Source organism: Actinosynnema pretiosum, assembly GCF_024171695.1.
In the GTDB taxonomy this organism is placed as follows: Bacteria; Actinomycetota; Actinomycetes; order Mycobacteriales; family Pseudonocardiaceae; genus Actinosynnema; species Actinosynnema pretiosum.
Genome location: NZ_JAMTCF010000032.1, coordinates 1 through 26,300 on the forward strand (window position 1 = coordinate 1; position 26,300 = coordinate 26,300).

At 75.5% G+C, this 26,300-nt stretch carries 21 protein-coding genes; 11 read left to right on the forward strand and 10 right to left on the reverse strand.

Annotated features, from left to right (window positions below; genetic code table 11):
- Positions 1-259: 259 nt before the first annotated feature.
- Positions 260-409 carry a hypothetical protein gene (locus tag LV78_RS38725; protein ID WP_253851171.1) on the forward strand — a complete coding sequence of 50 codons (150 nt, stop codon included), beginning with the start codon at positions 260-262 and terminating at the stop codon, positions 407-409.
- A 65-nt stretch (positions 410-474) separates the two neighbouring features.
- Here LV78_RS38725 and LV78_RS38730 read toward each other — a convergent pair whose 3' ends face one another.
- The 5 genes from LV78_RS38730 to LV78_RS38750 form a co-directional block, all read right to left on the reverse strand.
- Positions 475-1,647 (reverse strand): ROK family transcriptional regulator, encoded by a 1,173-nt coding sequence (locus LV78_RS38730; RefSeq protein WP_253851172.1) that lies wholly within the window; start codon positions 1,645-1,647, stop codon positions 475-477.
- 195 nt (positions 1,648-1,842) lie between these two features.
- Entirely contained in the window at positions 1,843-2,802 is a 960-nt protein-coding gene (gene nudC, locus LV78_RS38735; protein WP_253851173.1) for an NAD(+) diphosphatase, read from the reverse strand.
- Entirely contained in the window at positions 2,799-4,187 is a 1,389-nt protein-coding gene (locus LV78_RS38740; RefSeq protein WP_253851174.1) for a M16 family metallopeptidase, read from the reverse strand. Before LV78_RS38740 ends, nudC begins: the two co-directional genes overlap by 4 nt.
- Complete coding sequence (locus LV78_RS38745; RefSeq protein ID WP_253851175.1) at positions 4,184-5,470, reverse strand: M16 family metallopeptidase; 1,287 nt, start codon at positions 5,468-5,470, stop codon at positions 4,184-4,186. The genes LV78_RS38740 and LV78_RS38745 overlap by 4 nt, the downstream gene beginning before the upstream one ends.
- 224 nt (positions 5,471-5,694) lie before the next feature.
- Positions 5,695-6,570, reverse strand: coding sequence for an alpha/beta fold hydrolase (locus LV78_RS38750; protein WP_253851176.1), 876 nt, complete (start codon positions 6,568-6,570; stop codon positions 5,695-5,697).
- Positions 6,571-6,652: 82 nt separating this feature from the next.
- Here LV78_RS38750 and LV78_RS38755 point away from each other — a divergent pair, with 82 nt between their 5' ends.
- On the forward strand, positions 6,653-7,198 hold the full coding sequence (locus tag LV78_RS38755; protein ID WP_253851177.1) for a CGNR zinc finger domain-containing protein: 546 nt from the start codon (positions 6,653-6,655) through the stop codon (positions 7,196-7,198).
- A 163-nt stretch (positions 7,199-7,361) separates the two neighbouring features.
- Positions 7,362-7,640 (forward strand): HU family DNA-binding protein, encoded by a 279-nt coding sequence (locus tag LV78_RS38760; RefSeq protein WP_253851178.1) that lies wholly within the window; start codon positions 7,362-7,364, stop codon positions 7,638-7,640.
- Positions 7,641-7,708: 68 nt separating this feature from the next.
- Here the strand turns inward: LV78_RS38760 and LV78_RS38765 are convergent, their stop codons facing one another.
- Positions 7,709-9,346 carry a DUF2207 domain-containing protein gene (locus LV78_RS38765; RefSeq protein ID WP_253851179.1) on the reverse strand — a complete coding sequence of 546 codons (1,638 nt, stop codon included), beginning with the start codon at positions 9,344-9,346 and terminating at the stop codon, positions 7,709-7,711.
- Positions 9,347-9,778: 432 nt separating this feature from the next.
- Here LV78_RS38765 and LV78_RS38770 point away from each other — a divergent pair, with 432 nt between their 5' ends.
- Together LV78_RS38770 and LV78_RS38775 are read left to right on the forward strand one after the other, a co-directional pair.
- Entirely contained in the window at positions 9,779-10,738 is a 960-nt protein-coding gene (locus LV78_RS38770; protein WP_253851227.1) for a neutral zinc metallopeptidase, read from the forward strand.
- A gap of 29 nt (positions 10,739-10,767) precedes the next feature.
- On the forward strand, positions 10,768-11,676 hold the full coding sequence (locus tag LV78_RS38775; protein WP_253851180.1) for a neutral zinc metallopeptidase: 909 nt from the start codon (positions 10,768-10,770) through the stop codon (positions 11,674-11,676).
- 48 nt (positions 11,677-11,724) lie between these two features.
- Here LV78_RS38775 and LV78_RS38780 read toward each other — a convergent pair whose 3' ends face one another.
- Positions 11,725-12,612, reverse strand: coding sequence for a LysR family transcriptional regulator (locus tag LV78_RS38780; protein WP_253851181.1), 888 nt, complete (start codon positions 12,610-12,612; stop codon positions 11,725-11,727).
- 99 nt (positions 12,613-12,711) lie between these two features.
- On the opposite strand from LV78_RS38780, the gene LV78_RS38785 reads away from it, so the two are divergent.
- Both LV78_RS38785 and LV78_RS38790 read left to right on the forward strand, forming a co-directional pair.
- Positions 12,712-13,443, forward strand: a complete 732-nt coding sequence (locus LV78_RS38785) for an SDR family oxidoreductase (protein WP_253851182.1) — start codon at positions 12,712-12,714, stop codon at positions 13,441-13,443.
- An 85-nt stretch (positions 13,444-13,528) separates the two neighbouring features.
- On the forward strand, positions 13,529-13,897 hold the full coding sequence (locus LV78_RS38790) for a tetratricopeptide repeat protein (RefSeq protein ID WP_253851183.1): 369 nt from the start codon (positions 13,529-13,531) through the stop codon (positions 13,895-13,897).
- A gap of 69 nt (positions 13,898-13,966) precedes the next feature.
- On the opposite strand, the gene LV78_RS38795 is transcribed toward LV78_RS38790, so the two are convergent.
- On the reverse strand, positions 13,967-14,296 hold the full coding sequence (locus LV78_RS38795) for an MGMT family protein (protein ID WP_253851184.1): 330 nt from the start codon (positions 14,294-14,296) through the stop codon (positions 13,967-13,969).
- Positions 14,297-14,428: 132 nt separating this feature from the next.
- On the opposite strand from LV78_RS38795, the gene LV78_RS38800 reads away from it, so the two are divergent.
- Positions 14,429-17,581, forward strand: coding sequence for an ATP-dependent helicase (locus tag LV78_RS38800; RefSeq protein WP_253851185.1), 3,153 nt, complete (start codon positions 14,429-14,431; stop codon positions 17,579-17,581).
- A gap of 916 nt (positions 17,582-18,497) precedes the next feature.
- The gene (locus LV78_RS38805; RefSeq protein WP_253851186.1) at positions 18,498-22,610 is read left to right on the forward strand and encodes a UvrD-helicase domain-containing protein; all 4,113 of its coding nucleotides are present in this window, start codon (positions 18,498-18,500) and stop codon (positions 22,608-22,610) included.
- Between the two features lie 9 nt (positions 22,611-22,619).
- Here the strand turns inward: LV78_RS38805 and LV78_RS38810 are convergent, their stop codons facing one another.
- Positions 22,620-23,165, reverse strand: coding sequence for a hypothetical protein (locus LV78_RS38810; RefSeq protein WP_253851187.1), 546 nt, complete (start codon positions 23,163-23,165; stop codon positions 22,620-22,622).
- Between the two features lie 80 nt (positions 23,166-23,245).
- Positions 23,246-23,629, reverse strand: a complete 384-nt coding sequence (locus tag LV78_RS38815) for a DoxX family protein (protein WP_253851188.1) — start codon at positions 23,627-23,629, stop codon at positions 23,246-23,248.
- A 59-nt stretch (positions 23,630-23,688) separates the two neighbouring features.
- On the opposite strand from LV78_RS38815, the gene LV78_RS38820 reads away from it, so the two are divergent.
- Positions 23,689-25,128: a M20/M25/M40 family metallo-hydrolase gene (locus LV78_RS38820; RefSeq protein WP_253851189.1), complete on the forward strand. Its 1,440-nt coding sequence runs from the start codon at positions 23,689-23,691 to the stop codon at positions 25,126-25,128.
- A complete protein-coding gene (locus LV78_RS38825; RefSeq protein WP_253851228.1) occupies positions 25,128-26,207 on the forward strand; it encodes a potassium channel family protein in 1,080 nt (359 codons plus the stop codon). Before LV78_RS38820 ends, LV78_RS38825 begins: the two co-directional genes overlap by 1 nt.
- Positions 26,208-26,300 lie beyond the last annotated feature (93 nt).

Sequence of the window (26,300 nt, forward strand, 5' to 3'; positions counted from 1 at the left end):
GGGCCAGGTGCCTGGCCAGTGCGTGGGGGACGTCGAGGATGGCAGGATGGGGGATCACAGGGAGTCTTTCCTGGACGGGGTCTTCGCAAATCCAGTCCTACCGGAAGGCTCCCTGTGCCATGCCCGCGGGACCTGACCAGCACAGACCTCACTGAGATCACCTCACCTGTGCTCGGGCTTCGCCAGGCCAAACGGAGACGAGGGACGCGGGTGGCTGTGCTGCGGGCTCGCTGCGCTCGCCCCGCAGCCCGCGAGTGCGGTGAGGCTGCTGGTGCGGGTGCTGGGACGGGCGGTGGCGCGCGGGGAGGCCGATCCGGCGGCGGTCACGCCTCGGGTGGCCGCCGTGGGGACCTGGGTGGTGATCGTGGAGCACGACCACCGGGGCCCGGTGTCGGTGGCCGAGGTCTAGGCGATCGTGGACGAGGTGCTGCTCCCGCTGGCCGCGCCTAGGGCGGGCGGGGGCGGCGGGCGGGGCTAGCGGGTGGGGACGCCGCCGTTCGCCAGGAAGTCGGCCACCGGCAGGGTCGCGGCGCCCAGGGCCACAGACTCGGCACCCAGTTCGCCCAGGACGACCTCCACCTGCTCGAACGAGCGGCGCAGGGCGTGGTGGGCGGCCTCCTTCCTGATCTCGGGCAGGTGGCGCTCGCCCAGCAGGAGGCCCGCCCAGCCGCCCACGACGACCCTGGTCGGGTTCATCAGGTTGATCAGGTTGCCGATGCCCAGGCCCGCGTAGCGGACGGCCTCGGCGAGGATCCGCTCCGACTCCGGGGTTCGGGCGGCCAGGAGGGAGCGGAAGGCGCGTTCCTGGTCGTCGTCCGCGTCCGGGGTCAGGGTTCGGTAGCGCTCTACCAGGGCGCCCGCGCCCAGGTAGGCCTCCAGGCAGCCGTCGGCGCCGCAGCGGCAGCGGGCGCCGTCCAGGGCGACGGTGGTGTGGCCCCACTCGCCCGCGCCGCCGAACGCGCCCCGGTACGGGGTCCCGTTGACCACGACGCTCGCCCCCACGCCGGAGCCGATCAGGGCGACCACGACGGTGGGCGCGCCTCGGCCCGCGCCGAACCAGGCCTCGGCCTGGCCCAGGGTGTTGGCGCCGTTGTCCAGGTGCAGGGGGGCGTCCAGGCCCGCCCTGAGCAGGCGCTCCAGGGGGGCGCCGTGCCAGCCGATGGTCTGGGCGTGCACCGTCCCGCCGTCGACGGAGCCGGGGACGCCGATGCCCACGCCGAGGACGGGGGCGTGGGCGCGCGCGTCGTCCAGGACGCGGCGGACGCCGCGCAGGACGCAGGTGGCGGCGGCCTCGGGGGTCAGGGGGCGGGGTGCGGGGAGCTCGATGCCCGCCAGGCGTTCGAGGGTGAGGTCGAAGGCCTCCACCAGGACGTGCGTCTCGCCCACGTCCACGCCGACCACGACGCCGCGCGCGGGGTTGACGCGCAGGAGGACGCGGGGGCGACCGCCGTCCGACTCGACCTGGCCCGCCTCGACGACGGTGCCCTCGGCGATCAGCTCGCCCACGACGGTGCTGACGGAGGCCTGGCTCAGGCCGGTGAGGGTGGCGATCTCCTGCCTGCTGCGCGGGCGGTCGAAGTACAGGGTGCGCAGGACCCGCGCCCGGTTGCCCGCGCGCAGGTCGCGCACGGTCAACTTGCGTTGCACGGCTGGCCCCTTTCGGCAGTGGGCAGAACGGTACCGGCAAACGCGGGGTGATCACGCCATCGGAGGTCGTGGTCCAGACCTATCGCGAGGTGGGGCGGGGCGGCCCGGAAAAGCCGGAGCCGCCCCGTCCCACCTGGGACGGGGCGGCTCCGGCAGTCCGGGCGCGGCGCGGGGCGGCTGGTGCTGGGAGCGCTCTCAGCTCCCGGCGGCCACCCAGGACTGGATCATCCGGTAGGCGATCGACGCGCCGGGGGCCAGCAGGAGCTCCGGGTCGCTGTTCGGCTCGGCCAGCGCCTTCGCCACGACCGAGCGCTCGACCCACTTCGCCTCGGCGATCTCGCCGTCGGCGGGCGCCAGCGGCGTGGTCGGGTCGGCCACGGCGTGGAAGGCCACCATCAGCGACCTCGGGAACGGCCACGGCTGGCTGCCCAGGTAGCGGATGTCGGACACCTCCACCCCGACCTCCTCCAGCACCTCGCGGGCCACGCACGACTCCAGCGACTCGCCCGCTTCGACGAAGCCCGCGAGCACCGAGTACCGCCCCTCGGGCCAGCCCTCGCCCCTGGCCAGCAGGACGCGGTCCGCGCCGTCGTGCACCAGGCAGATCACCGCCGCGTCGGTGCGCGGGTACTCCTCGCGACCGCACGCCGAGCACTCGCGCGCCCAGCCCGCCTTCGCCGACTCGGTGGTGCCGCCGCACACCGCGCAGAACCGCGCGGAGCGGTGCCAGTGGAACAGCGCCACCGCCGAGGTGAACAGGCCGGCGCCGGTGTCGTCGAGCAGGGCGCCCACGGCGCGCAGGTCGAGCCACTCCGGCTCCTCGCCCAGCTCGGCCGGGAACCACGACCGGCCGCGCGTGGCGGGCGCCGAGACGTCGGTCTCGTCGTCGGCCAGCGGCACCGCCCAGTGCGCGACGCCGTCCTCCTCGCCGAGGAAGACCGCGTCGTCCGGCGGGGTGTCGCCGAACTCCGGCGCGGGCCGCCGCACCAGCAGCTTCCCGCGCCCGCCGACCTTCGCCCGCCCCTTGCGGTCGATCACGAGCACCTTCGCCTGCGGCCACCCGGCGCGCAGCCGCTCGGCGTCGCCGCGCAGCGGCTCCGACCGGTCGACCGTGAACCGGGACAGCGAGGGCAGCTCGACCAGCTCGAACGTCACGGGAGGACGACCCCGCCCAGCGCGCGCAGCTTGGGGGCGAGCAGCTCGGCGTCGCCGACGACGACGCCGGTGAACGCGCTCGGGCTGTAGAAGTCCAGCGCCGCCTGCGCGACCTGCTCGGTGGTGACGGCCGCCAACCGCTCCGGGTGGCCCGCGAACCACTCGATGTCCAGGTCCATGCCCGCGAGGTTCACCAGGAACGACGCGAGGCCGCCCTGCGAGGACGTGGCGGTGAGCAGCGACCCGACGGCGTACCGGCGGGCCGTGTCGACCTCCTCGTCGGTCGGCGGCACCATGCCGAGCTTGGCCAGCTCGTAGCGGGTCTCCATCAGCGCGGCGGCGGTGACCTCGCTGGCGGTGTCCGCGTCGACCAGCAGCGTCGCGCCGCCGGGGGTGAACTCGGGGTGCGAGCGGGCGCTGTAGGTGTAGCCCTTGTCCTCGCGGATGTTCTCCACCAGCCGGGAGGAGAAGAAGCCGCCGAAGACCAGGTTGGCCAGCTGGAGCGCCGGGTAGCGCTCGTCGGTGCGGGTGACGCCGCGCCCGGCGAGCCGGATCTGCGACTGCACGGCGCCCGGCCGGTGCACGAACTTCACGTCGCCGCCCACGACCTCGGGCAGCGGGCGCAGCCGCACGGCCTCGCCCTCGCCGGTCCAGCCGGACAGGGCCTGCGCCACGGCGGCCACGGTGGCGTCCGGGTCCAGGTCGCCGACCAGCACGAGCGCCGAGCCGCGCGGCAGGACGGCGCGGGCGTGCAGCTCGCGGACCTGCTCGGGGGTGACCGCCTCGACCTCGGCGACCTCGGGCATCTCCTTGGCGAACGGGTGGTCGCCGTACAGGTGCTGCTGGAGCGCCTCGCGGGCGATCACGTTCGGCTGGGAGCGGGCCAGCCGGATGCGCTCGACCAGGCGGGCGCGCTCGCGGGCCACTTCCTCCTCGGGGTGGGTGGCGCCGGTGAGCACGTCGGCCAGCACGTCCAGGAGGGTGTCCAGGCCGGAGACCAGGGCGTTGCCGCTGATCGCGAGCCGCTCCGGGTCCACGACGGCGTCCAGCTCGCCGCCGACCAGGGCCAGCTCGGTGTCCACGTCGAGCCTGCCGCGCCGGGCGGTGCCGGTGAGCAGCGTGTTCGCCAGCACCTCGGCGACGGCGCAGTGGGTGGAGCCGACCGAGCTGTCGGCCGGGTCGGCGAACGGCACGCGCAGGCGCAGCTCGACCACGGGCACCGAGGCGCGGCGCACGGCGATCACGCGCAGGCCGCTGGGCAGCGTGGTGTCGGCGCTGGCGAGGTCGGCGGCGGCCCGGTGCTCGCCCAGCTCCGGCAGCGGCCTTGGACCGCGCTCGGTGCGGCCGATCTCCTCGGCGCTGCGGTGGGACGTCGGGGCGCTCACTCGGAACCTCCAGCGGCGGGCTTGACGGTCAGGACGGCGCGCGAGTCGGCTCGCAGCGCCTTGGCGGCGGCGGCGACCTGGTCCGCGGTGACCGCGGCCAGCTTGCCCGGCAGTTCGTACAGCAGCTCGGCGCGCCCGAACAGCAGCTCGGAGGCGCCGAGGCCGAGGGTGCGGCTGGTGAGCCGGTCGTGCTCGCGGTGCATCCCGGCGACCCAGCGGGCGGTCACCTTGGCCAGCTCCTCCTCGGAGGGGCCCTCCTCGGCGAGCCTGGCCAGCTCCTCGTCCACCGCGGCGACGACCTTGTCGACGCCGTGCTCGGCCGGGTGGATGGCGGTGACCGTGAAGACGTCGGGGTCGCGGGCCTCCAGGGGCCCGAACAGGCCGCAGCCCGCGCCGACGTCCACGACCAGCGCGTCCTTGTGCACCAGGCGCTGCTGGAGGCGCGAGCCGTCGCCGTCGGTCAGCACGCCCGCGAGCACCGGGTAGACCAGGTACGCGTCCAGGTCGTGCACCGGGTCGGGGATGCGGTAGCCCAGCGCGACGGCGGGCATGGGGGCGTGCGCGTCGACGTGCTCGGAGCGCAGCTCGCCCTTCGGGGCGGGCTCGGCGAACGAGGGCCGCTCCGGGACCGGGCGGGCCGGGACGTCGCCGAAGTGCTTCTCCACCAACGACTTCGTCTCGTCGACGGTGATGTCACCGGCGACGGTGAGCACCGCGTTGCCCGGCGCGTAGTAGGTGTCGAAGAACGCGGCGCAGTCGTCGACGGTGGCGTTCTCCAGGTCGGTGAAGTCGCCGTACCCGTTGTGGGCGTTGGGGAAGGTCTGGAACAGCAGCGCGGGCAGCAGGATCCAGGGGAAGCCGCCGTACGGCCGGTTGAGCACGTTGAGGCGGATCTCCTCCTTCACCACGTCGATCTGGTTGCGCAGGTTCTCCTCGGTGAGCTTGGGCGCGCGCATCCGGTCGGCTTCCAGGAACAGCGCGCGCTCCAGGGCCGCCGAGGGCAGGACCTGGTAGTAGTCCGTGTAGTCCGGGTGGGTCGACCCGTTGAAGGTGCCGCCGGAGGACTGGACGTGGCGGAAGTGCGCCAGCTTCTCCAGGCTCTCGCTGCCCTGGAACATCAGGTGCTCGAAGAGGTGCGCGAACCCGGTGCGCCCCTCCGGCTCCGACCGGAAGCCGACGTCGTAGTGGACGCTCACCCCGATGACCGGGGCGCTGGGATCGGGGGCGAGCACCACCCGGAGTCCGTTGGGGAGGGTGAACCTGTGCAGTTCGGGTAGCGCCATGGCTCGCAGCCTACGGGTTCGGGCGCGCCCCGGTCGGGAGCGCGCCGCGTTTCCGCCGAGGGAGGAAGGAGGGTAGGTGAGGAGGGAGGGAGGAGGGAGGAAGCGGGGCGGGTGACGGCGCTGTCACCGCTCCCCGCAACCCTGCGGTCGGGGGGTCGGCGCGGGGTCGGGGGGTCGGCGCGGGTCGGGCGGCGGCGCGGGGCGGCGGTCAGGCGGGTCGGCGGTCAGGCCGGGACGCGCTCGGCGAGGAAGCGCAGGACCAGGGGCGCGACCTCGTCCGCCGCGGTCTCCAGCAGGAAGTGGCCGCCGTCGAGCAGGTGGACCTCGGCGTCCGGCAGGTCGGCGGTGAACGCGCGGGCGCCCGCCGGGCCGAAGATCTCGTCGTGGCGCCCCCACACCGCCAGCAGCGGGACCTGCGTCTCGCGGAACACCTCGTGCAGCCGGGGGTACAGGGCGACGTTGGTGGTGTAGTCGCCGAACAGGGCCAGCTGCGCCAGGTCGTTGCCGGGGCGGGAGACGAGGGCGTGGTCGCGCTGCCAGGTGGCCGGGTCGACCAGGGTCTCGTCGGGCGCGCCGGTGAGGTACTGCCAGCGGATGGCCTCCTCGGTGAGCGCGGCCCGCACGCCCGCCTCGGCCTCCGGGGTGCGCTCGCGCCAGTAGGCGGCGACCGGGCCCCAGAACTCCGGGACCAGGCCCTCCTCGTAGGCGTTGCCGTTCTGGGTGACGACGGCGGTGATCGCGCTCGGGTCGCGCAGCAGCAGCCGCCAGCCGATCGGCGCGCCGTAGTCCTGCACGGCGATGGCGTACCGGGTGAGGCCCAGTTCGGCGAGCAGGGCGGCGGTGAGGTCGGCGAGGGCGTCGAAGGTGTAGTCGAACTCGGTGACCGGCGGGGCGTCGGACAGGCCGAAGCCGAGGTGGTCGGGGGCGATCACGTGGTGGTGGGCGGCGAGCCTCGGGATCAGGTCGCGGTACATGGACGAGCTGGTCGGGAAGCCGTGCAGGAGCACGATCGCGGGCTTGGCCGGGTCGCCCGCCTCCCGGTAGAAGAGCCGCTTCCCGTCGACGGTGGCGTAGCGGTGGTGGACTCGGGTGTCGGTCATTTCTAACCTCCTAAAGTTGTTTTAGATGGTTAGAGCTAAGCGCGGGTATTCTCACCTGTCAAGAGGGTTTCGGAGGTTAGACATGCGGGTGGACGGCGAGGCGCTGCTGTTGTCGCTGCTCAACAGCACGCCGGTGGTGGCGGGGCGGCCGACCGACGAGCTGGGGGACGACGGGCGCGCGGGGCCGTGGTTCGCGGCCAACGGGGTGCCGGACGGGGACGCGGACCGGCGGGAGGTGCGGCGGGCGCGCGACCTGCTCCAGGCCGTGGTGCGGGGCGCCGAGCCGCCGAGCGCGCTGGGGCCGGTGCTGGCCGGGGTGGTGTCGCGGGCGTCGGTGGACGACTCCGGGGTGACCTGGGAGGTCGACGCGGACGGGGCGCGCGGCGCGGTCGTGGCGGCGGTGCTGGCCTGGGACGCGGTGCGCCGGGGGCGGCCGGGGCGGCTGCGGGCGTGCGCGAACGACGAGTGCGCGCGGTTCCTGCTGGACCGGAGCAAGTCCAACAACGCCCGGTGGTGCTCGATGGCGGCGTGCGGGAACAAGCTCAAGGCCCGGCGGCACTACCGGCGGGTGCGCGAGGGCGCGGGCGAGGGGAGCACGGGCGACGGGAGCGCGGGCGCGGCCGGGTGACCATGACGGAATGAACCCGGCGGAACCGGACACAGCGGGTGCGCCGGACTTCCCCGTTCCGGTGGATCTCCCGGAGCGGGGTGTGTCGGTGCTGCGGGTTGGGCGCGGGGCTGGTGGGCTGCGGGGCGCGGCACGACCGAGACCGCGGAACAGGAGCAGGACCGTGAACAAGGCCGAACTGGTCAGTGCGATCGCCGAGACCGCAGAGGTGGAGAAGTCGGTGGCCACCCGCGCGCTCGACGCGGCGATCGAGACGATCACCAAGGCGCTGGTGGACGGCGACGCCGTGAACCTGCCGGGCTTCGGCAACTTCACCGTCAAGGACCGCGCCGCGCGGACCGGCCGGAACCCGCAGACCGGCGAGTCCATCGAGATCGCGGCCAGCAAGGCGGTGGGCTTCAGCGCGGGCAAGGGCCTCAAGGACGCGGTGAACGGGAAGTAGCGCTCCGGGCGGGCGGCCCGCCGGGACGACCGGCGGGCCCCGCCCGCGAGGCGGGGCGGGGCGGCCGATCAGCCCAGCGAGCGCAGGTGCCCGGCCTGGGCCAGCACCCCGTCCAGCGCCCGCAGGAAGCCGGGGAAGCGCTGCGCGAACCGGGTCAGGTCGCCGGTCCGGCGCTCCTCGCCGAACCAGTGCAGCTCGGTCCGCGTCCCGGCGAACGCCGCCAGCCAGCGCTCGGTCTCGCCGAGCACCACGGCGTACGGCAGCGACCGGGAGAACACCACCTGCCGGTCGGCCTCGGGCACGTCGGACGGCCCGGCCGCGTGCAGGTAGCCGCGCAGCCCCCGGACCTGCCCGAGCAGCGCGCTGCCCCTGCTGGTCCGCGCGGGCATCCAGCGCGAGCCCCAGGCCAGCGCGCCGCCCGCGATCACCACCACCAGGCCGAGCAGCGCGGGCCCGCCGAGCAGCGCGAACGCCACCGTCAGCGCCGCGCCGAGCACCGCTAGGCCGATCCCGGCCCACCACCACAGGGTGCGCTCGGCGTCGGGGCGGCGGGCGAACCAGTCGCGGGCGACCACGTCGGCGTACAGCTCGGCGCGCACCGCAGCCAGGTCCACGCCGCGCGAGCGCAGCTCGGACAGCAGCACCGCGTCCACCCCGTCCGGCAGCAGCGCCCGGTACACCTCGCGCTCGTAGCCGGACAGCGCGGCGTCGGCCGGGTTGCGGCGCACGATCCGCCAGTCGACGTCGCCGACCTCCTCGATCCACAGGTAGTTGCGCACGGCCAGGTCGACGGCGGTGGCGGTGACGTCGACCACGTCCACGTGCTCGTCCACGACGGTGCCGACCTGGCCGGGCAGCACGCCGTCCGGCGAGGCGAACGCCACCCGTCCCTGCGCGTCGGTGACCAGCACCTCCACCGGGCCGACCGCGCCCTCCAGCGCCCGCGCGTCCCGGCCGCGCAGCACCCACAGCAGGGTGGCGCCGCCCGCGAGCAGCAGGGACAGCACGACCAGTCCGGTGATCGAGGACGGGGTGAGCGCGAACGCGGCGGCCAGCCCGCCGCTCGCGGCGAAGACGGCGTTGGGCGGCGCGGCCCCGCCCTCCAGGCCGAACGTGAGGTCGACCCGCTCGCCGGGGGCGAGGGTCAGCTCGGTGGCGCGCGAGCCCCGGCCGTCGCCCAGCTCGGCGCTGGTGCACGGGGTGGAGCTCTCCGGCGGGCCGGACAGGCAGGTGATGGACCGGGGCGGCTCGGGGGCGATCACCGACATGGTGATCTTGTCGATCGGCACGTCCCAGCCGCTGACCGGGCGCCAGCGCACCTCCAGCACGTCGCCGGACTCGGCGACCGCGCCGACGACGCGGTAGGTGACCGTCGAGGTGCCCGCCCGGAGGGTGTACCTGAGCTCGTCCTCGGTGGCCTCGGCGGTGCCCGGACCGTCCACCGCGGCATCGGTGACCTGGAACAGCCGGTCCCGCTCACCACCCATGGCCACCCGCAGCGGGAGCACGCGCTGGGCTGTCATCCCATCGGGTACGGTGACGACGTCGGTGACGCTGAGTGCTCCATCACGTTCCAGCTTGAGGCGCACCTCGGACGCCACCGAACCGGGCAGCGCGCCGGTGCTGCCCGGTTGCGCGACCGCCGTGCCGGTGGCCGAGCACAGCGCGACGAAGCAGAGCGCGACCGCTGCCCAATTTCTCAACACGGCCGCGGACAATAGCGGACCCCGCCTATGCTCCATGGCCGGTTCGGCTATCCGTGACATGGGGGATCACCAGCTATGACGCAACCGCCGCCACCGAACGGGTGGCCGCCGCCACGCGCTGTCGCGCCTCCTCCGGCGCAGGCGCCGCTGCCCCCGACGGGCGGTTGGGGCGGCGCTCGGGGCGTCCCCCAGGGCGGTCACTGGCAGCAACAGCCCCCTCCCCCTCAGCAACCGCAGCAGCAGCCCTGGCCCGGCTACCAGGGCCCCCCGCCGCCCTCGGCGCCGCCGATCCCGCCCCCCGCCGCCTGGCATCCCCCGTCCGGGCCACCCCGGTCGGGGCAACCCCCGCTGGGGAATCCCTGGCAGGCCCAGCCGCAGCAGTGGCCGCAGTACCACCCCTACCCGGCGCCCCGGCGCAAGAGCAACGCGGGCGTGGTCGCGTTCGCGGTGATCAGCGGCGTGCTGGTGCTCGGGGTCGGGCTGGTCGGGATGGTCGCCTCGGCGCTCGGCGGCTCGGGGAGCAGCACCTACTCCGGGCAGTCGACGTACAGCTACACGCCGCTGCCGAGCTACACGTACACGCAGCGGAGCCCCGCCCCCACGACGACCACGTCCAGGGCCGCCGCGCCGCCCAGCACGCCCCGGCCCCAGTCGACCGGCGCGCAGAACGCGCCGAAGGCCGTGTTCAAGCTCGGCGACCACCCGCTGCACCGCCCCGACGTGGGCGCGTTCGACATCCAGGGGTGCTCGCTGCCCGGCATGGACTACTCCCCCGCCGGGCAGGAGCGGTTCCTGCGGGCGGCGCTGCCGTGCGTCGAGGCGGCCTGGAAGCCGACCTTCCAGCGGACGAACCTGCCGTACCAGCCGGTGGAGCTGGCCGTCGTCACGTCGCGGATGACCAACTCGTGCGGGACGGTCGAGCCGAACGCGACCGCCCGGTACTGCAACGGGACGATCTTCTGGACGCCCGCCTACTACTCCGCCGAGCAGGGGCAGGCGAACGCGAACCACCCCGGCAAGTACCTGGGGCAGCTCGCGCACGAGTACGGGCACCACGTGCAGTGGCTCGCGGGCATCCTGAAGGCCGCCGGGCAGGCGCAGTACGACCGGGGCGGCTGGGACACCCCCGCCGGGTTGGACCTGAACCGGCGGCTGGAGCTCCAGGCGACCTGCTTCGGCGGGATGACGCTGGCCCCGTTCTCGCACGGCGCGATCCCCACCGACGTGATCCAGCACGCGCTGACCGACGCGAGCAACCGGGGCGACAACCCGAACCTGAACCGCGACCACGGTTCAACCCAGAGCAACTCGAACTGGGTGAACCATGGGTTCAAGAACAACAGCACCAGCGCGTGCAACACTTGGGCGGCCGACGCGAACGCCGTCAGCTAGCCCAAGGCGCTACCCCTGTCGGGAGGATCGTGGACACGCCCGAGCGGCGGGGCAACAGCCCCTTGGCGGTGGTCTCGGTGTTCGCGGTCGTCGTCGCGGGCGCGCTGGGACTGGCCGTGGCCCCCAGGCTGGAGCTGACCAGGCAGGTGGAGGGGCGCGCGGTCGCCGCCGCCCCGATCGAGGCCGACCCGGCCTCCGGCGAGCCCGAGGGGAACCGGCCCCGGTCGGTCTACCGGTTGGGCGACCACCCGCTGCTGACCTCGGACCGCAGGCTCGCGGCGGTGACCTGCGAGCTGCCCGCCTTCGGGACCGGTGACGAGGAGCTCGCCGCGTTCTACCGGGCCGGGGTGGTCTGCCTGGACCGGGCCTGGGAGCCGGTGCTCGCCGAGGCGGGGCTGCCGTTCGCGACGCCCGAGCTGAACACCGGGCCGGAGCTGGCGGACGGGCCCTGCGGGGCCGCGCCGTCGGCGGACGAGGCGGTGGCCTACTACTGCGGGAGCAACCGGACGGTGTACATGCCGACCGCGCGGTTGCGCGCCCCCGGCGGTGGCGGGGACCGGGCCTCGTCGCACCTGGCGACGCTGGCGCACGAGTACGGGCACCACGTGCAGGCGCTGGCCGGGGTGCTGCGGGCCGGGAACCGGCGGATCGCCGAGGCCGGGGAGACCGATCCCGCCGGGCTGGAGATGTCCCGGCGGCTGGAGCTCCAGGCCAACTGCTTCGCCGGGCTGTTCCTGGCCGCCGCGAGCGGGCGGGGGTCGGTCGGGACCGGGTTGGCCGAGGACGCGGTGGACGACTTCCGGTACGCGATCGCCGAGCCGCCCGAGCGCAACAGCCACGGCAGTCCGGGGAACCAGGACGCCTGGGCGCGCGCCGGGTTCGGCGGGGGCACCTCGGCGTGCAACACGTTCACGGCGGGCGCGGCCGAGGTCGGGTGACCGGCGGCCGGTCCGCCGACCGAACGGCGGCCCGGCGGGCGGCCCTGGCTACGAGGCGCGCCGGTCCGGGGACGTGAGCGCGGGGCGCCTGCCGCGGTCGAGCCCCGTCGCGACCCGCACCAGGTCCGCCACCGCGCGCGAGCGGCTGTGCGGGGGCCAGGCGATCACCGTGGTCACCTTCGGCGCGTCGGGCACCGGCACGGCCACCAGGTCCGAGCCCAGGCTGCTGCGGCACGTGTCCGGCAGGATCGCGGCGGCGCGGCCCAGCGCGATGAGCTGGAGCAGCTGCAGGTGGTCGCGCACGGCGGGGCCGGGGCCGTCCGGGTAGCTGCCGTCGCGGTTCGGCCACCTCGGCAGCGGCAGGTCGGGCAGGGCCTCCACCTCGGCCACCGCCAGCTCCTCGCGCGTCGCGAGCGCGTGCCAGGCGGGCAGGACGACGACCTGGTCGTGCGTCACCAGGTGCTCCGTGTCCAGGCCGACCGTGGAGTCGAACGGCAGGTGCAGCAGGGCCACGTCCGCCCGGCCGTCGCGCAGGTACCACTCCTGCTCGCCGATGCCCGACAGGACCACGTCGACCGCCACCGAGCCGGGCAGCTCCGCGTACGCGGCGAGCAGGTCGGGCAGGACGTCGTTCGACGCGCCCGCCTTCGACACCAGGACGACCTTCGGGTCCTCGACGCCCGCCCGCCTGGTGCGCCGCTCCGCCGCCGCCACCGCGTCCAGCGCCGCCCTGGCCTCGGCCAGCAGGACCGCGCCCGCGCCGGTCAGCGCCACGCCCCTCGGGTTCCGGTCCAGGAGCTGGGTGCCGAGCCTGCGCTCCAGCTGGCTGACCGCCCGCGACAGCGGCGGCTGCGCGATGCCCAGCCTGGTCGCCGCGCGGCCGAAGTGCAGCTCCTCGGCGACCGCGACGAAGTACCTCAGCTCCCTGGTCTCCACCGCGACCAGGGTACCCACCTGCGGCGATACCCGGCCAGTATCGCCGGTTACCCAGACGGTGTTGGCGGTGCGGGCGGGGTCGGCCGCAGGGTTGGAGGCATGAGTGAGAAGCCAGTCGCGCTGGTCACCGGCGCCAACAAGGGGATCGGCTACGAGATCGCGGCGGGGCTGGGCGGCCTCGGCTGGGCCGTCGGGGTCGGGGCGCGGGACGACGTCCGCCGGGAGGAGGCCGTGGCGAAGCTGCGGGCCGCCGGGGTGGACGCGTTCGGGGTGCCGCTCGACGTCACCGACGAGGGCTCGGTCGCCTCGGCCGCCGAGCTGGTCGAGCGGGAGCGCGGGCGGCTCGACTCGCTGGTCAACAACGCCGGGATCACCGGCGGGATGCCGCAGGAGCCCACGCTGGTCGACCCGGACACCGTCCGGACCGTCGTGGAGACCAACGTCATCGGCGTCCTGCGGGTCACCAACGCGTTCCTGCCGCTGCTGCGCCGGTCCGGCTCGCCCCGGATCGTCAACGTCTCCAGCAGCGTCGGGTCGCTGACCTACCAGTCGAGCACGTCGGCCGACACCAAGGTCGGGCCGATCGCCGCCGCCTACTCGCCGTCCAAGACGTTCCTCAACGCGATCACCCTGCAGTACGCCAGGGAGCTGGCGGGCACCGGGATCCTGATCAACTCCTGCTGCCCCGGTCACGTGGCCACCGACCTGAACGGGTTCCGGGGCCACCGCACGCCCGAGCAGGGCGCGGCAGCCGCGATCCGGCTCGCCACGCTGGCCGACGGCGGGCCGACCGGGAAGTTCTTCGACGACGAGGGCGAGGTGCCCTGGTGAGGCCGTCCCACAGCGTGGAATAGATCTTCCTCCCGGTGGGTTCTGGTGGACGTCGGAACCGCGCCAGCAGACAAGGGGAGCTGCCATGACCGACGTCCAAGCCCTGCTCCGCCAAGGCCGGATCTTCCGGGGCGCGGGGAACCCGAGCACCGCCGCCAGGCACTTCGCGCAGGCGGCCGAGCTGGTCCCCGACGACCGGACCGTGCTGACCGAGCTGGCGCTCGCGCACTTCCAGTCCGCCGCGCTGCCGCGCGCCGAGGAGGTGCTGCTGCGCCTGGTCGAGCTGGACCCGTCCGACGGGTACGCCCGGCTGCTGCTCGGCCGCACGCTCAGCAGGCAGAGCAGGCACGCCGAGGCGCTGCCGCAGCTGAAGCTGGCCGCCGCGCTGACCGGCGACCCCGAGGTCGCCGCCGAGGTCGGGCGCGTCCGGGAGCGGCTCGTCCCGCAGGCGTGAGATCCGAGCGCGGGGCGGTGGGGGTTCCCCGCCGCCCCGCGCTCGCGCGTCAGCGCCCCTGGGCCGCCGTCACCACAGGCCGCCCTGGGGTTCCGGCGCGGGCTCGTCCACGGCGTCCTCCCAGCGGTAGCTGCGCATGTCCACCTTCCCGCCGACCGGCACGACGCCCTCCTCGCGCAGCAGCTGCAGCTGCTCCTCGGCGATGTGCGGCGCGCAGGTCCCGTCCGCCTTGAGCACCCGGTGCCACGGCAGGTCGCGCCCGTCCTGGTTGAGCACCTGCCCGACCAGCCGGGCGGACGGCGCGCGGGACAGCTTCGCCACGTCCCCGTAGCTGGCCACCCGGCCCTCCGGGATCGCGCGCACCGTCTCGCGGATCAGCTCGTGCAACTCTTCGTCCACCCGCGCAGTTTTCCACGGCCGCTACGCACCGTGACCCACCCGCGCCCCCGTGTCGCCCGGAGTCCCGCGCGGGTTGGCCCGCGCGCACCAGCGGCGCTGGTTCTGTCGGTGCAACGTGGTTCTATCGTCGCCGTGGCTCCCAACAGGACCCCCCTCCTGGTCCGAGGCCCTTCGGACCCCCGGCCCGTCCCCACCTGGGACGCGGCCTCCCGCCGCGTGCTCGAGCACCCCGGCGGGCCGCTGCGCGTGCTGGGCGGTCCAGGCACCGGCAAGACGACGCTGATCGCCGAGACCGCCGCCCGCAGGGTGCGCGCGGGCGCGGCGCCGGAGAGCGTGCTGGTGCTGACCGCGAACCGGCGGGCCGCCGAGGCGATGCGCGCCCACCTCACCGCGCTGATCCGCCGCACCCCGGACGGCGAGGAGCTGCCGGTGGTGCGCGAACCGCTGGTGCGCACGGTGCACTCGTACGCGTTCGCGGTGCTGCGGGCGCGCGCGGTGCGCGACGGCGACCCGCCGCCCCGGCTGCTGGCCGGGCCCGAGCAGGACGCCGTGGTGCGCGAGCTGATCACCGGCGACGTCGAGGCGGGCGCGCGGCACTGGCCGGAGCGGCTGCGGCCCGCGCTGACCCTGCCCGGTTTCGCGGCCGAGCTGCGGGACCTGCTGCTGCGCGCCGTCGAGCGCGGGCTGGCCCCCGAGGACCTGGTGGCGCTGGGCGAGGGCCACGGGCGCGCCGAGTGGGTGGCGGCCGGGCTGTTCGGCGAGCAGTACGAGCAGGTGTCGCTGCTGGCCTCGCAGGGCCTCGCGCCCGCCTACGACGCGGCCGAGCTGGTCGACAACGCGCTGCTGGCGTTCGAGAACGACGAGGTGCTGCTGTCCGGCGAGCGGGCCCGCGTGCGGCACGTGTACGTGGACGACGCCCAGCACCTTGACCCGCTCCAGCACGCGCTGATCCGCGCGGTCGGGTCGGCGGCGGACGAGTTCCTGCTGTTCGGCGACCCGGACCAGGCGGTGTTCTCGTTCCGGGGCGCCGACCCGAGGCTGCTGGTGGACGGCGACAGCCCGCAGGTCGTGCTCTCCCGCAGCCACCGGCTGTCCTCGGCGGTGCGCGCGGCCACGGCCGGGCTCGCGTCCCGGCTGCCCGGCGCCTCGCCCGCGCGCGAGGTGACCCCGGTCGGCGAGGGCGGCACGACGCAGGTGCGGCTGTTCGCGTCCGAGGCGCAGGAGGCGTCCTGGGTGGCGGACCGGCTGCGCCGCGCGCACCTGGTCGACGGGGTGCCGTGGTCGCGGATGGCGGTGGTGGTGCGGTCGGCGACCAGGTCGCTGCCGGTGATCCAGCGCGCCCTGCTCGCGGCGGGCGTGCCCGTCGCGGTGCCGGGCACGGACCTGCCGCTGGCCCGCCAGCCCGCCGTGACGCCGCTGCTGGCGCTGCTGCGCTGCGCGGCCGTGCCGGGATCGCTGGACGAGGACACCGCCGCGATGCTGCTGTCCTCGCCGCTCGGCGGGGCCGACCCGCTGGCGCTGCGCCGGTTGCGGCGGGGCCTGCGCAGGCTGGAGATCGCGGCGGGCCGGGACCGGCCCAGCGGCGAGCTGCTGGTGGAGGTGATCGAGGACCGGGACCGGCTGGTCGCGCTGGAGGACGCCGAGTCCGCGCCCGCCCGGCGGGTGGCCCGGCTGCTGCGCACCGCCCGCGACAGCATCAGGCGCGGGTCCAGCGTCGAGGTCGTGCTGTGGGACCTGTGGCAGGACACCGGGTTGCAGGACCGGTGGGTGGCGATGTCCTCGCGGCACGGCACCACCGGGATGCAGGCCGACCGGGACCTGGACGCGATCGTGGCGCTGTTCGAGACCGCCGCGAAGTACGTGGACCGGTTGCCCGGCGCGTCGCCGGACGGGTTCGCCGACTACCTGGAGGCGCAGCACATCGTCGGCGACACGCTCGCCGCCGCCGCGCCGGTCGGCGAGGCCGTGGCGGTGCTGACCGCGCACGCGTCGGCCGGGCAGGAGTGGGAGGTCGTCGCGGTGCCGGGCGTGCAGGAGGGCGCCTGGCCGGACCTGCGGCTGCGCGGGTCGCTGCTGGGCGTGGAGCGGTTGGTCGACCTGGTGTCCGGGGTCGGCGCGGGCGCGTCCGCCGTGGCGCCGCTGCTCGCCGAGGAGCGCAGGCTGCTGCTCGTGGCGACCAGCCGGGCGCGGCGGGTGCTGCTGGTCAGCGCGGTGCGCGGCGAGGACGCCCAGCCGTCCCGGTTCCTGGACGAGCTGGAGGACGCGGGCGACGGCGAGACCGAGCGGCGCATCACCCCGCCGGAGCGGGGGCTGGTGCTGGCCGAGCTGGTCGGCGAGCTGCGGCGGGTGGTGTGCGATCCGGGTGAGAGCGCCGACCGCAGGGACCGGGCGGCCACCCAGCTGGCCAGGTTGGCGGCCGACGGGGTGCCGGGCGCGCACCCGGACACCTGGTACGGCCTGGCGCCGGTGACCACCGACGTGCCGCTGTGGACCGAGGAGCACACGGTGTCGGTGTCGCCGTCGACGGTGGAGACGCTGTCGAAGTGCCCGGTGCGGTGGGTGGTCGAGCGGCACGGCGGGCAGGACCCGGCGGAGCTGGCGTCGATCACCGGCACGCTCGTGCACGCGCTGGCGCAGGCCGCCGCGTCCGGGGCGGGCGAGGCGGAGCTGAAGGAGAAGCTGGACGAGGCGTGGACGGCGGTGGACGCGGGCGCGCCGTGGTTCTCGCGGCGCGAGCGGATGCGGGTGGAGCGGATGCTCGACGCGTTCCTGGCGTGGCTGTCGGCGAGCCGGGGGCAGCTGACGCAGGTGTCGGTGGAGGAGGAGATCTCCGTCGACCTGCCGAAGGCGGAGGGCGGTCCGAGGCTGAAGGTGCGCGGCCGGGTGGACCGCCTGGAGACCGACCGCGACGGCAGGCCGGTCGTGGTGGACATCAAGACGGCGAAGACGCCGGTGAGCAAGAAGGACGCGCAGGAGCACCCGCAGCTGGCGGTGTACCAGCTGGCGTCGGCGCTGGGCGGGTTCACCCACCTGGGCCTGGCGACCGATCCGGGTGGGGCGGCGCTGCTGTACGTGGCGAAGGAGAACAAGAAGACCGGCGCCGCGCAGCTGGAGCAGACGCCGCTGGACGAGCAGGGGGTGCGGGTCTGGTTGGAGAAGGTGCAGGAGGCGGCGGGGTCGAGCGTGGGGCCGGGGTACCGGGCGGAGGAGAACGCGGACTGCGACCGGTGCCCGGCGCGGACCTCGTGCCCGGTGCACGCCTCCGGGCGGCAGTTGGGGAAGTGAGCGGGGTGGGGGCGGGGTGAGGGGGTAGGCGCGGGCAGGGGCGAGCGGGGGCGGGGATGAGCGGGGAACGGACGGCCTGGGGGCGGGGTCGGCCGCTGGACACGCGCGGGGGTGACGCGGGCTGGGGCAGCGCGGGCGGGCTTGACGCAGGCGGGCTTGACGCAGGCTGGGACGGCGCGCGCGAGGGCGGCGCGGCCGGGATCGGACTTGGCGCGGACGGGCTCGGGCTTGGCGCGGGCACGCGCGGGATTGGCCCAGGCAGGCGCGGAGTGGGCGCGGACGGACGCGGAGTGGGCGCGGGCAAGGTGAGCGCGCCCCTGGGCGGGGTTGGCGCGGCCGGGTTCGGGGTTGGCGCGGGCACGCGCGGGGTTCGCGCGGCCAGCTCGCTGCTGCCCGGCTTCCACGTGCCTGTCCCGGCTTCACCCCTGGTACGCGCCTGCCCTCCGGCTGCCGCGCGCACCTCTGCCCCCTCTCGCGCTCGTGCCCTCAGGCGTGCCTGCACGCGCGCCCGGACCCGCGCCCGCGCCCGTGTCCGCGCACGCGCTTGGGCCCGCCCCCAGCCCCACGCCCACTCCTGCCTACAGGCCCATGCCTGGGCCTGCGCCCGCCCGCTCGCCCGCGCCCACCTCCTCGCCCGTCCCCACCTCAGCCGCCCCCACCCACTCCCCGCGATGCGCCCGACGTGCCGCACGCACCCACCGCACCCACCACACCCGCCACGCCCGGTTCCCCAGGTGTGCTCCCCCGGCGCGTCGGGTACCGCCCCCACCGTGCCCCCACCCCCCGTTCGGCGTCGCCCCCGTGGTGACGGCGCTCACCCGCCCACCCCCGCGCGCCCCGCTGACCGGCCCCGTTGCAGTGGATCTTCCACTCCCCCCGGCCCGCCGACCGGGGTGGTTCGCGGATGACGTGGACAATGCCCAACGTGGTAGCGGCGGGTGGTGTCCAGCAAGGGGGTGCGGTGTCGCACGCGTCGCCCGCCGACATCGCCGACGCCCTCGGGCTGCACCCGCCGACGCCCGAGCAGGCCGCCGTCATCGCCTCGCCCACCGCCCCCTCGCTGGTCGTGGCGGGCGCGGGCGCGGGCAAGACCGAGACCATGGCCGCGCGGGTCGTCTACCTGGTCGCGAACGGCGTCGTCACGCCCGACCGGGTCCTCGGCCTCACCTTCACCCGCAAGGCCGCGCGGCAGCTCGGCGAGCGGGTGCGCGGTCGGCTGCGCCGCCTGGCCGGGTCGCCGCTGCTCGACCGGCTCGACCCGTCCGGCCGCCGCCGCGCCGCCGTGCTCACCACCGAACCGGTCGTGCTCACCTACCACGCGTACGCGGGCCGCCTGGTCGGCGAGCACGGGCTGCGGCTGCCCGTGGAGCCCGGCGTGCGGCTGCTCACCGAGACCGCGTCGTGGCAGCTCGCGCACCGCGTGGTGTCGTCGTGGACCCAGGACCTGGACACCGACAAGATCCCCACCACGATCACCTCCTACCTGCTCTCCCTCGCGGGCGAGCTGGGCGAGCACCTGGTCGAGCCCGAGCAGCTCCTCGCGCACGCCGAGCACCTGTGCGCGCTGATCGAGCACGCCCCCAAGGCGCCGAGGCAGAAGGACGCCCTGCCCGAGAAGCTCCAGGACATCGTGGACGCCCAGCGCCTGCGCGTGGCCCTGCTGCCGCTGCTCGACGCCTACCGGGCCCGCAAGCGCCGCGACGCCGTCCTGGACTTCGCCGACCAGATGAGCCTCGCCGCCCGCCTGGCCGCCGAGCACCCGGAGGTGGTCGCGGGCGAGCGCGAGCGGTACGGGGCCGTGCTGCTCGACGAGTACCAGGACACCGGCCACGCCCAGCGCGTGCTGCTGCGCGCCCTGTTCGGCGACGGCGACCCGATGCCGGTCACCTCGGTCGGCGACCCCGCCCAGGCCATCTACGGCTGGCGCGGCGCGAGCGCGGCCAACCTGCCCCGGTTCCGCGAGGACTTCCCGCCCGCCGACAAGTACGAGCTGCTCACCAGCTTCCGCAACCCGCCCGAGGTGCTGCACCTGGCGAACGCCGTGTCCGGTCCGCTGCGCGCGGCGGGCCTGGACGTCGCCCCGCTGCGGCACCGCGAGGGCGTCGAGCCAGGCGACGTGCGGATCGGGCTGTTCGCCGACGTGCGCGCCGAGCTGGACTGGCTGGCCGACACCATCGCCGAGCAGTGGCGCGCCCACGTCGACACCAGCGACGAGCCGCCGACCGCCGCCGTGCTGGTGCGCCGCCGCTCGGACATGCCCGCGATCGCCGCCGTGCTGCGCGACCGGGGGCTGCCGGTGGAGGTCGTGGGACTGGGCGGGCTGCTGGACGAGCCGGAGGTGCGCGACCTGACCAGCGCCCTGCGCGTCCTGGTCGACCCGCTCGCGGGCAGCGCGGCGGCCCGGCTGCTCACCGGTTCCCGCTGGCGGATCGCCGCGTTCGACCTGGCCGCGATGTGGCAGCGCGCCCGCGACCTGGCGGGCGCGCCCGCGCGCAAGTCCCCGGACGACAACCCGCTGTCCGTGCTGGCCGACGCGCTGCCGGGCGAGCACGCCGAGCAGGCCGGGCTCGCGGACGCGCTCGACGACCCCGGCGACCCGTCCGCCTACTCGGCCGAGGGCTACCGCCGCATCCGGCGGCTCGGCGCGGAGCTGGCCGCGCTGCGCAGGCGGTTGACCCAGCCGCTGGCCGAGCTGGTCGCGGACGTGGAGCGGACGCTGCTGCTGGACATCGAGGCGGTCGCCCGGCCGGGCGGGGTGGGGCGGGCGCACCTGGACGCGTTCGCGGACGTGGTGTCGGACTTCGCGGCGGCCAGCCCGGCGGCGACCCTGCCCGCGCTGCTGGACTACCTGCGCACCGCCGAGCACGCCGAGGACGGCCTGGCGCCCGGCGAGGTCGAGGTGGTCGACAACCGGGTGCAGCTGGTGACGATGCACTCGGCCAAGGGTCTGGAGTGGCGGATCGTCGCCGTGCCGCACGTGGTGAAGGACGTCTTCCCCGGTCGGCGGAAGTCGGCGTCGTGGCTGAAGTCGGTGACCGAGCTGCCCGCCGCGCTGCGCGGCGACGCCCAGGACCTGCCCGAGCTGCGGATCCCCGGCGGGGCGAACCGCAAGGAGGTCGAGGAGGCGCTCGACCGGCACGCGGACGAGTTCGAGGAGCGGCGGCTGGTCGAGGAGCGGCGGCTGCTGTACGTGGCGCTGACCAGGTCCGAGCACAGCCTGCTGGTGTCGGGGCACTGGTGGGGCGAGACGGGCGCGAGCCCGAAGGGCCCGTCGGCGTTCCTGACCGAGCTGCGCGAGGTCGTGGCGGGCGCGGAGCACCCGCCCGCCGACGTGGTGCACTGGGCGCAGGCGCCGGGCGTGGAGGACGAGAACCCCCTCGCGGCGCAGGCGAAGACGGCCCAGTGGCCCGCCGACCCGCTGGGCTCGCGGCGCGACGCGGTGTCCGAGGGCGCGGCCCTGGTGGTCGCCGCCCTGGACCGGCTGCGCGAGACCGCCGCCGCCACCGCTGAGCGCTCGGCGGACGAGGGCGCGGCGGGCGGGGACGACGAGCCCGCCGCGACCGGACCCGAGGACGGGACGGCCGACGCGGACGAGGAGTGGGTGCCGCCGGACGACGAGTGGCTGCCCTCGGACGAGGAGGAACCCCCGCCGCCACCGGAGGACCCGGACGGCGACTGGGCGGAGTGGACGCCCCCGGACGAGCCCTGGGACGACGGCGCACCCTCGGACAACCCCGACCGGGGAGCGACCGCCCCTGACCACGGGCCCGAGCACGGACCCGACTCCGAGGCCGAGTCAGGGCCCACGCCCGAGACCGAACCTGTGGCCGAGGCCGCGCAAGACGCCGCGCCCACGCCCGAGGCCGGACCAGGGGCCGAGGCCGCGCACAACGCTGGCCCCGCGCCCGAACCCGAGGTCACGCACAACGCCGAATCCGCGCCTGCGGCCGAGGCAGCCCACGACGCCGATTCCGCGCCTGCGACCGAGTCCGGGACCGGGCCGGAGTCCGGGCCTGGACCCGGAACCGAGGCCGGGTCAGGGCCCGGCTCCGCGCCTGCGGCCGAGTCCGAGGCCGACTCCACGCCCGCACCCGACCCAGGCACCGGGGCGGTGTCGGCTGCCAGGCTGAGCGCGGGCGGTCGGACCTCCGTCGTGCTGCCCGGTACCGGTACCGGTACCCCGTCGGGGGTCGCCCCCGAAGGTGATTCGGTATCGCCCGAAGGGGCGGATCTCGCGCAGGCGCACCCCGGTACGCCCACCGACGCCGCCCCCCTACCCGAGGACCCCACCGACCTCACCGACCCGGCCGACCCCAACGCCACCGATCCCGACTCGGCCGACCCCGAGGGCTGGGCGCGGGACGTCGACGTGCTGCTCGCCGAGCGGGCCGCCGCCATGGACCGGCGCGAGCGCGTCCTGCTGCCCGAGCACCTGTCGGTCAGCCAGCTGGTCGAGCTGGCCACCGACCCCGACCAGCTGGCCCGCCGCCTGCGCCGCCCGCTGCCGTTCCCGCCGAACCCGCTCGCCCGCCGGGGCACCGCGTTCCACACCTGGCTGGAGCGGCGGTTCGGGGCGGTTCGGCTGCTGGAGCTGGACGAGCTGCCCGGCGCGGCCGACGAGGACGCCGTGCTGGACAGCGAGCTGGGGCGCCTGCAGGACGCGTTCCTCGCCAGCGCCTGGGCCGACCGCACGCCGCACGCCGTCGAGGTGCCCTTCGAGGCCGAGGTGGACGGGCTCGCGGTGCGCGGGCGGATGGACGCCGTGTTCGCCGACCCCGACGGCGGGTGGACCGTCGTCGACTGGAAGACCGGCCGGGTGCCCGACGCCGACCGGCTGCCGCCGCTGTCGGTGCAGCTCGCGGCGTACCGGCTGGCCTGGTCGGCGCTGTCGGGCAGCCCGGTCGAGCTGGTCAGGGCCGCCTTCCACTACGTCCGCGACGACCGCACGCTCCGCCCCGCCGACCTGCTCGACGCCGAGGGGCTGCGCGCCCTCATCCGCACGGTGCCCGATCTCCGCCCGAAGGAGTGAGCCGGGCCCTCAGGAGTTGACCCGAGCGTGGTCGGGGACCTCCTTGAGCACCCGCTCGTACAGCACTTCCAGCAGCCACCGCCCGAACAGCGACGACCCGAACTCCGCCGACCGGTCCTCCGGCGGCACGACCAGCTCGGCCGGGGCGTCCTCGTCCTCGTCGTCGACCGCGACCACCCCGATCCCGTAGTAGTCCAGCTCGATCAGCGGCCAGGCGGCGTCGCGCTGCGCGGCGGGCAGCACGACCGCGCAGGGCGCGAGGGTCATCAGCGTCCCGCAGGCCTGGAGCGCCCGGTCGGCGGTGCACTCCCCCACGAGCACCCCGACCAGCTCGACGGCGGAGACGGGCAGGCGGTCGTGGACGGAGGGCTCGAACCAGGAGCGGAACCAGGACGGGTCGGCGTGCGGCGGCCAGTCGTTCGCGCTCCGCCACCGGTGCACGTCGGCGCGGAGCCGCACGACGGCTGACACCCGCTGGCCGAGTACGGCGACGTCCGGGACCACGATCCCGCGCCACCCGAGTGCCGTGGCGGCACGGTGCAGTAGCGGTTGCACTAGTGCATCCTAGGTCTAGTCGCGATGTGAGCGGCAGGAGCAACAGCCGGCCCGGTCGCCGAGCGGTCGCCTGGCGCGGATCAGCGGGCGTCCCTGCGCACTCTCAACGCCCACAGCACCAACGGCACTTGGAGCGGGAGGCGGCCCCAGGCGAGTGTCCTCGCGCGGGCGGAGTCCCGTCGGTAGTCGTAAGCCATTTTCACATTCGCCGGGAAGACCGCGACGAAGAACCCCGCGGCGAGCAGCGCGCCCGCGCTCCTGGTGCGCGGCGCGGCCACGGCGGCGGCCAGCGCCAGCTCGGCGACGCCGGAGGCGTTCGTCCAGGTCCGGGGGCTGCCGGGCAGCGCGCGCGGCACGATCGAGTCGAACGCCGCAGGCCGGGCGAAGTGCGCGAGCCCGGCCACGCCCAGCAGGCCTGCCAGTGCCAGCGCCCGGACCGACCGGGATCGAGCGGGGTGGTGCATGACCCCCACCCTGTCACGCGTGCCCCGGCTCCGCGCTACCAGGGTTATCCTCCCGCACCGTGAGCGGTGATCCGGAAAATTCCGAACATCCCGAGCCCCCCGAGCGCGCGGCGACGACCGCGCGGGCCGACGAGTTCCTCGCCGGTCTGCGGGACTGGCTCGCCATTCCCTCCATCGGGGTTGACCCGGCCCACCACGGCGACGTCGCCCGGTCGGCCGCCTGGCTCGCCGAGGCGCTGCGCGCCGACGGCTGGCCCGACGTGCGCGTCTGGGACGAGGGGCCCGCCCAGCCCGCCGTCTACGCCCACTGGCCGTCCGCCGACCCGGACGCCCCCGTCGTGCTGATCTACGGCCACCACGACGTGCAACCGGTCGACCCGGTCGAGCGGTGGACCCGTCCCCCGTTCGAGCCGACCCTGGTCGGCGAGGAGCTGTTCGGGCGCGGGGCCAGCGACGACAAGGGCCAGGTCGCCATGCACCTGCTGGGCGTGCGCGCCCACCTGGCCGCGACCGGCCGCAGCACCCCCGCGGTCACGCTCAAGCTGTTCGTCGAGGGCGAGGAGGAGGGCGGCTCGCCGCACATCACCCGCACCCTCGCCGACCACGGCGCCGAGCTGGACTGCGACCTGGTCGTCTTCACCGACACCCCGCTGTACTCGCGCGAGGCCCCGACCGTGTGCACCGGCCAGCGCGGCGTCTACGGCGCCGAGGTCGTCCTCACCGGCGGCGGCGCCGACGTCCACTCCGGACGGGCGGGCGGCAGCATCCCCAACCCGGCCACCGCGCTCGCCAAGCTCGTCGCGGCCCTGCACGACGACGACGGCCGCGTCCAGCTCCCCGGCTTCTACGACCACGTCGTGCTGCCCACGGACGTCGAGCGCGCCGCCTACGCCTCCCTCCCGTTCGACGAGCAGGTGTGGCTGACCAACTCCGGTCGGGCGCGCGGCCTGTCCGGCGAGACCGGCTGGTCCACCCTCGAACGCGTCTGGGTGCGCCCCACCGCCGAGGTCAACGGCCTGGTCGCGGGCTACACCGGTCCCGGCCTGAAGACCGTCGTGCCCGCCGACGCCCGCGTGAAGCTGTCGTTCCGGCTGGTGCCGGGCCAGCGCCCCGAGCACGTGGCGCGGGCGCTGCGCGAGTTCGTCGCCGCGCACACCCCCGACGGCCTGACCGCCGAGATCGTCAGCCGGGGCGACGGGGTCCCGCCGTACGCGGTGGACGTCGCGCACCCGGCGGTCGGCGCGGTCCGCGACGCCCTCGAGGGCGCCCTCGGCAAGCCGGTCCGGTTCAGCCGCACCGGCGGCTCCGGTCCCGCCGCCGTGCTGCACGAGACGCTGGCCGTGCCGGTCGTCTACTTCGGCGTGGCGCTGCCCGACGACAACATCCACGCCCCCGACGAGCGGGTCGTCGTGCCGCTGCTGCTCTCCGGGGCCGAGGCGCTGGCCGTGCTGTGGCGCACCCTGCCCGAGCGGCTCGCGAGCGGGGAGCCACCGGCGTGATGAAGCACCTCATGGGGGAGCCGCTGAGCGAGCGCCCCGGCCACTCCCTCGTGGGCGTCGTCAAGATGCCCGACACGGTGCAGAGCCCGGTCCAGGCGATCATGAAGCGGGTGATCGGCGCGCTGGCCGCGCTGATCGCCGCCGTGCTCATCGTCTACCTGGACCGGGACGGCTACCGCGACGTCAACGGCGACGGCCTGTCGCTGCTCGACGCGGTGTACTACGCGACGGTGTCGCTGTCCACGACCGGCTACGGCGACATCACCCCGGCCAGCTCGTCGGCCAGGCTCATCAACGTGCTCGTGATCACCCCGCTGCGGGTGCTGTTCCTGATCGTCCTGGTCGGCACGACCCTCGAAGTGCTCACCGAGCGCTCCCGCCAGGCCTTGCGCATTCAGAAGTGGAGGACCAAGGTGCGCGACCACGTGGTCGTCATCGGGTACGGGACGAAGGGCCGCTCCGCGGTGAGCGCCCTGCTCGGCGACGGGGCGGACCCCGGCTCGATCGTCGTGGTGGACACCGCCCAGTCGGCGCTGGACGCGGCGTCCGCGATCGGCCTGGTGACCGTGCTCGGCTCGGGGACCAGCAACGACGTGCTGAAGGTCGCCGGGGTGCCGAGGGCGCGGGCGGTGGTGGTCGCGGCGAACCGGGACGACACCGCCGTGCTGGTCACCCTGACCGCGCGCGAACTGGCCCGCGACGGCGCGCAGGTCGTGGCGGCGGTGCGGGAGCGGGAGAACGAGCACCTGCTGCGCCAGTCCGGCGCGGACTCGGTGGTGGTCTCCAGCGAGACGGCCGGGCGGCTGCTCGGCATGGCCACCGCGACGCCGACCGTGGTCGACATGGTGGAGGACCTGCTCACCCCGGACTCGGGGCTGGCGATCGCGGAGCGGGACGTCGAGCCGGAGGAGATCGGCGGGTCGCCGAGGCACCTGTCGGACATCGTGCTGGGCGTGGTGCGGGGCGGGAAGCTGTACCGGATCGACGCGGCCGAGGCGGACGCGGTGGAGGCGGGCGACAAGCTGCTGTACGTGAAGAAGGTGACGCCGCCGGAGGAGGACGAGCTCGTCCGGCGCTGATCCCCCGACCGGGGCCGTCCCGCACGGGGCGGCCCTGGCTCCGGCTCCGGCTCCGGCTCCGGCTGACGTGAATCTCTTTCACTCCCACCGGGT

Excerpts from the sequence above, each read along its gene's own strand:
- LV78_RS38750 (WP_253851176.1), bottom strand. The coding sequence starts at position 6,570 with ATGACCGACACCCGAGTCCACCACCGCTACGCCACCGTCGACGGGAAG.
- LV78_RS38755 (WP_253851177.1), top strand. The coding sequence starts at position 6,653 with ATGCGGGTGGACGGCGAGGCGCTGCTGTTGTCGCTGCTCAACAGCACG.
- LV78_RS38790 (WP_253851183.1), top strand. The coding sequence starts at position 13,529 with ATGACCGACGTCCAAGCCCTGCTCCGCCAAGGCCGGATCTTCCGGGGC.
- LV78_RS38785 (WP_253851182.1), top strand. The coding sequence starts at position 12,712 with ATGAGTGAGAAGCCAGTCGCGCTGGTCACCGGCGCCAACAAGGGGATC.
- LV78_RS38815 (WP_253851188.1), bottom strand. The coding sequence starts at position 23,629 with ATGCACCACCCCGCTCGATCCCGGTCGGTCCGGGCGCTGGCACTGGCA.
- LV78_RS38745 (WP_253851175.1), bottom strand. The coding sequence starts at position 5,470 with ATGGCGCTACCCGAACTGCACAGGTTCACCCTCCCCAACGGACTCCGG.
- LV78_RS38805 (WP_253851186.1), top strand. The coding sequence starts at position 18,498 with ATGCCCAACGTGGTAGCGGCGGGTGGTGTCCAGCAAGGGGGTGCGGTG.
- LV78_RS38825 (WP_253851228.1), top strand. The coding sequence starts at position 25,128 with ATGAAGCACCTCATGGGGGAGCCGCTGAGCGAGCGCCCCGGCCACTCC.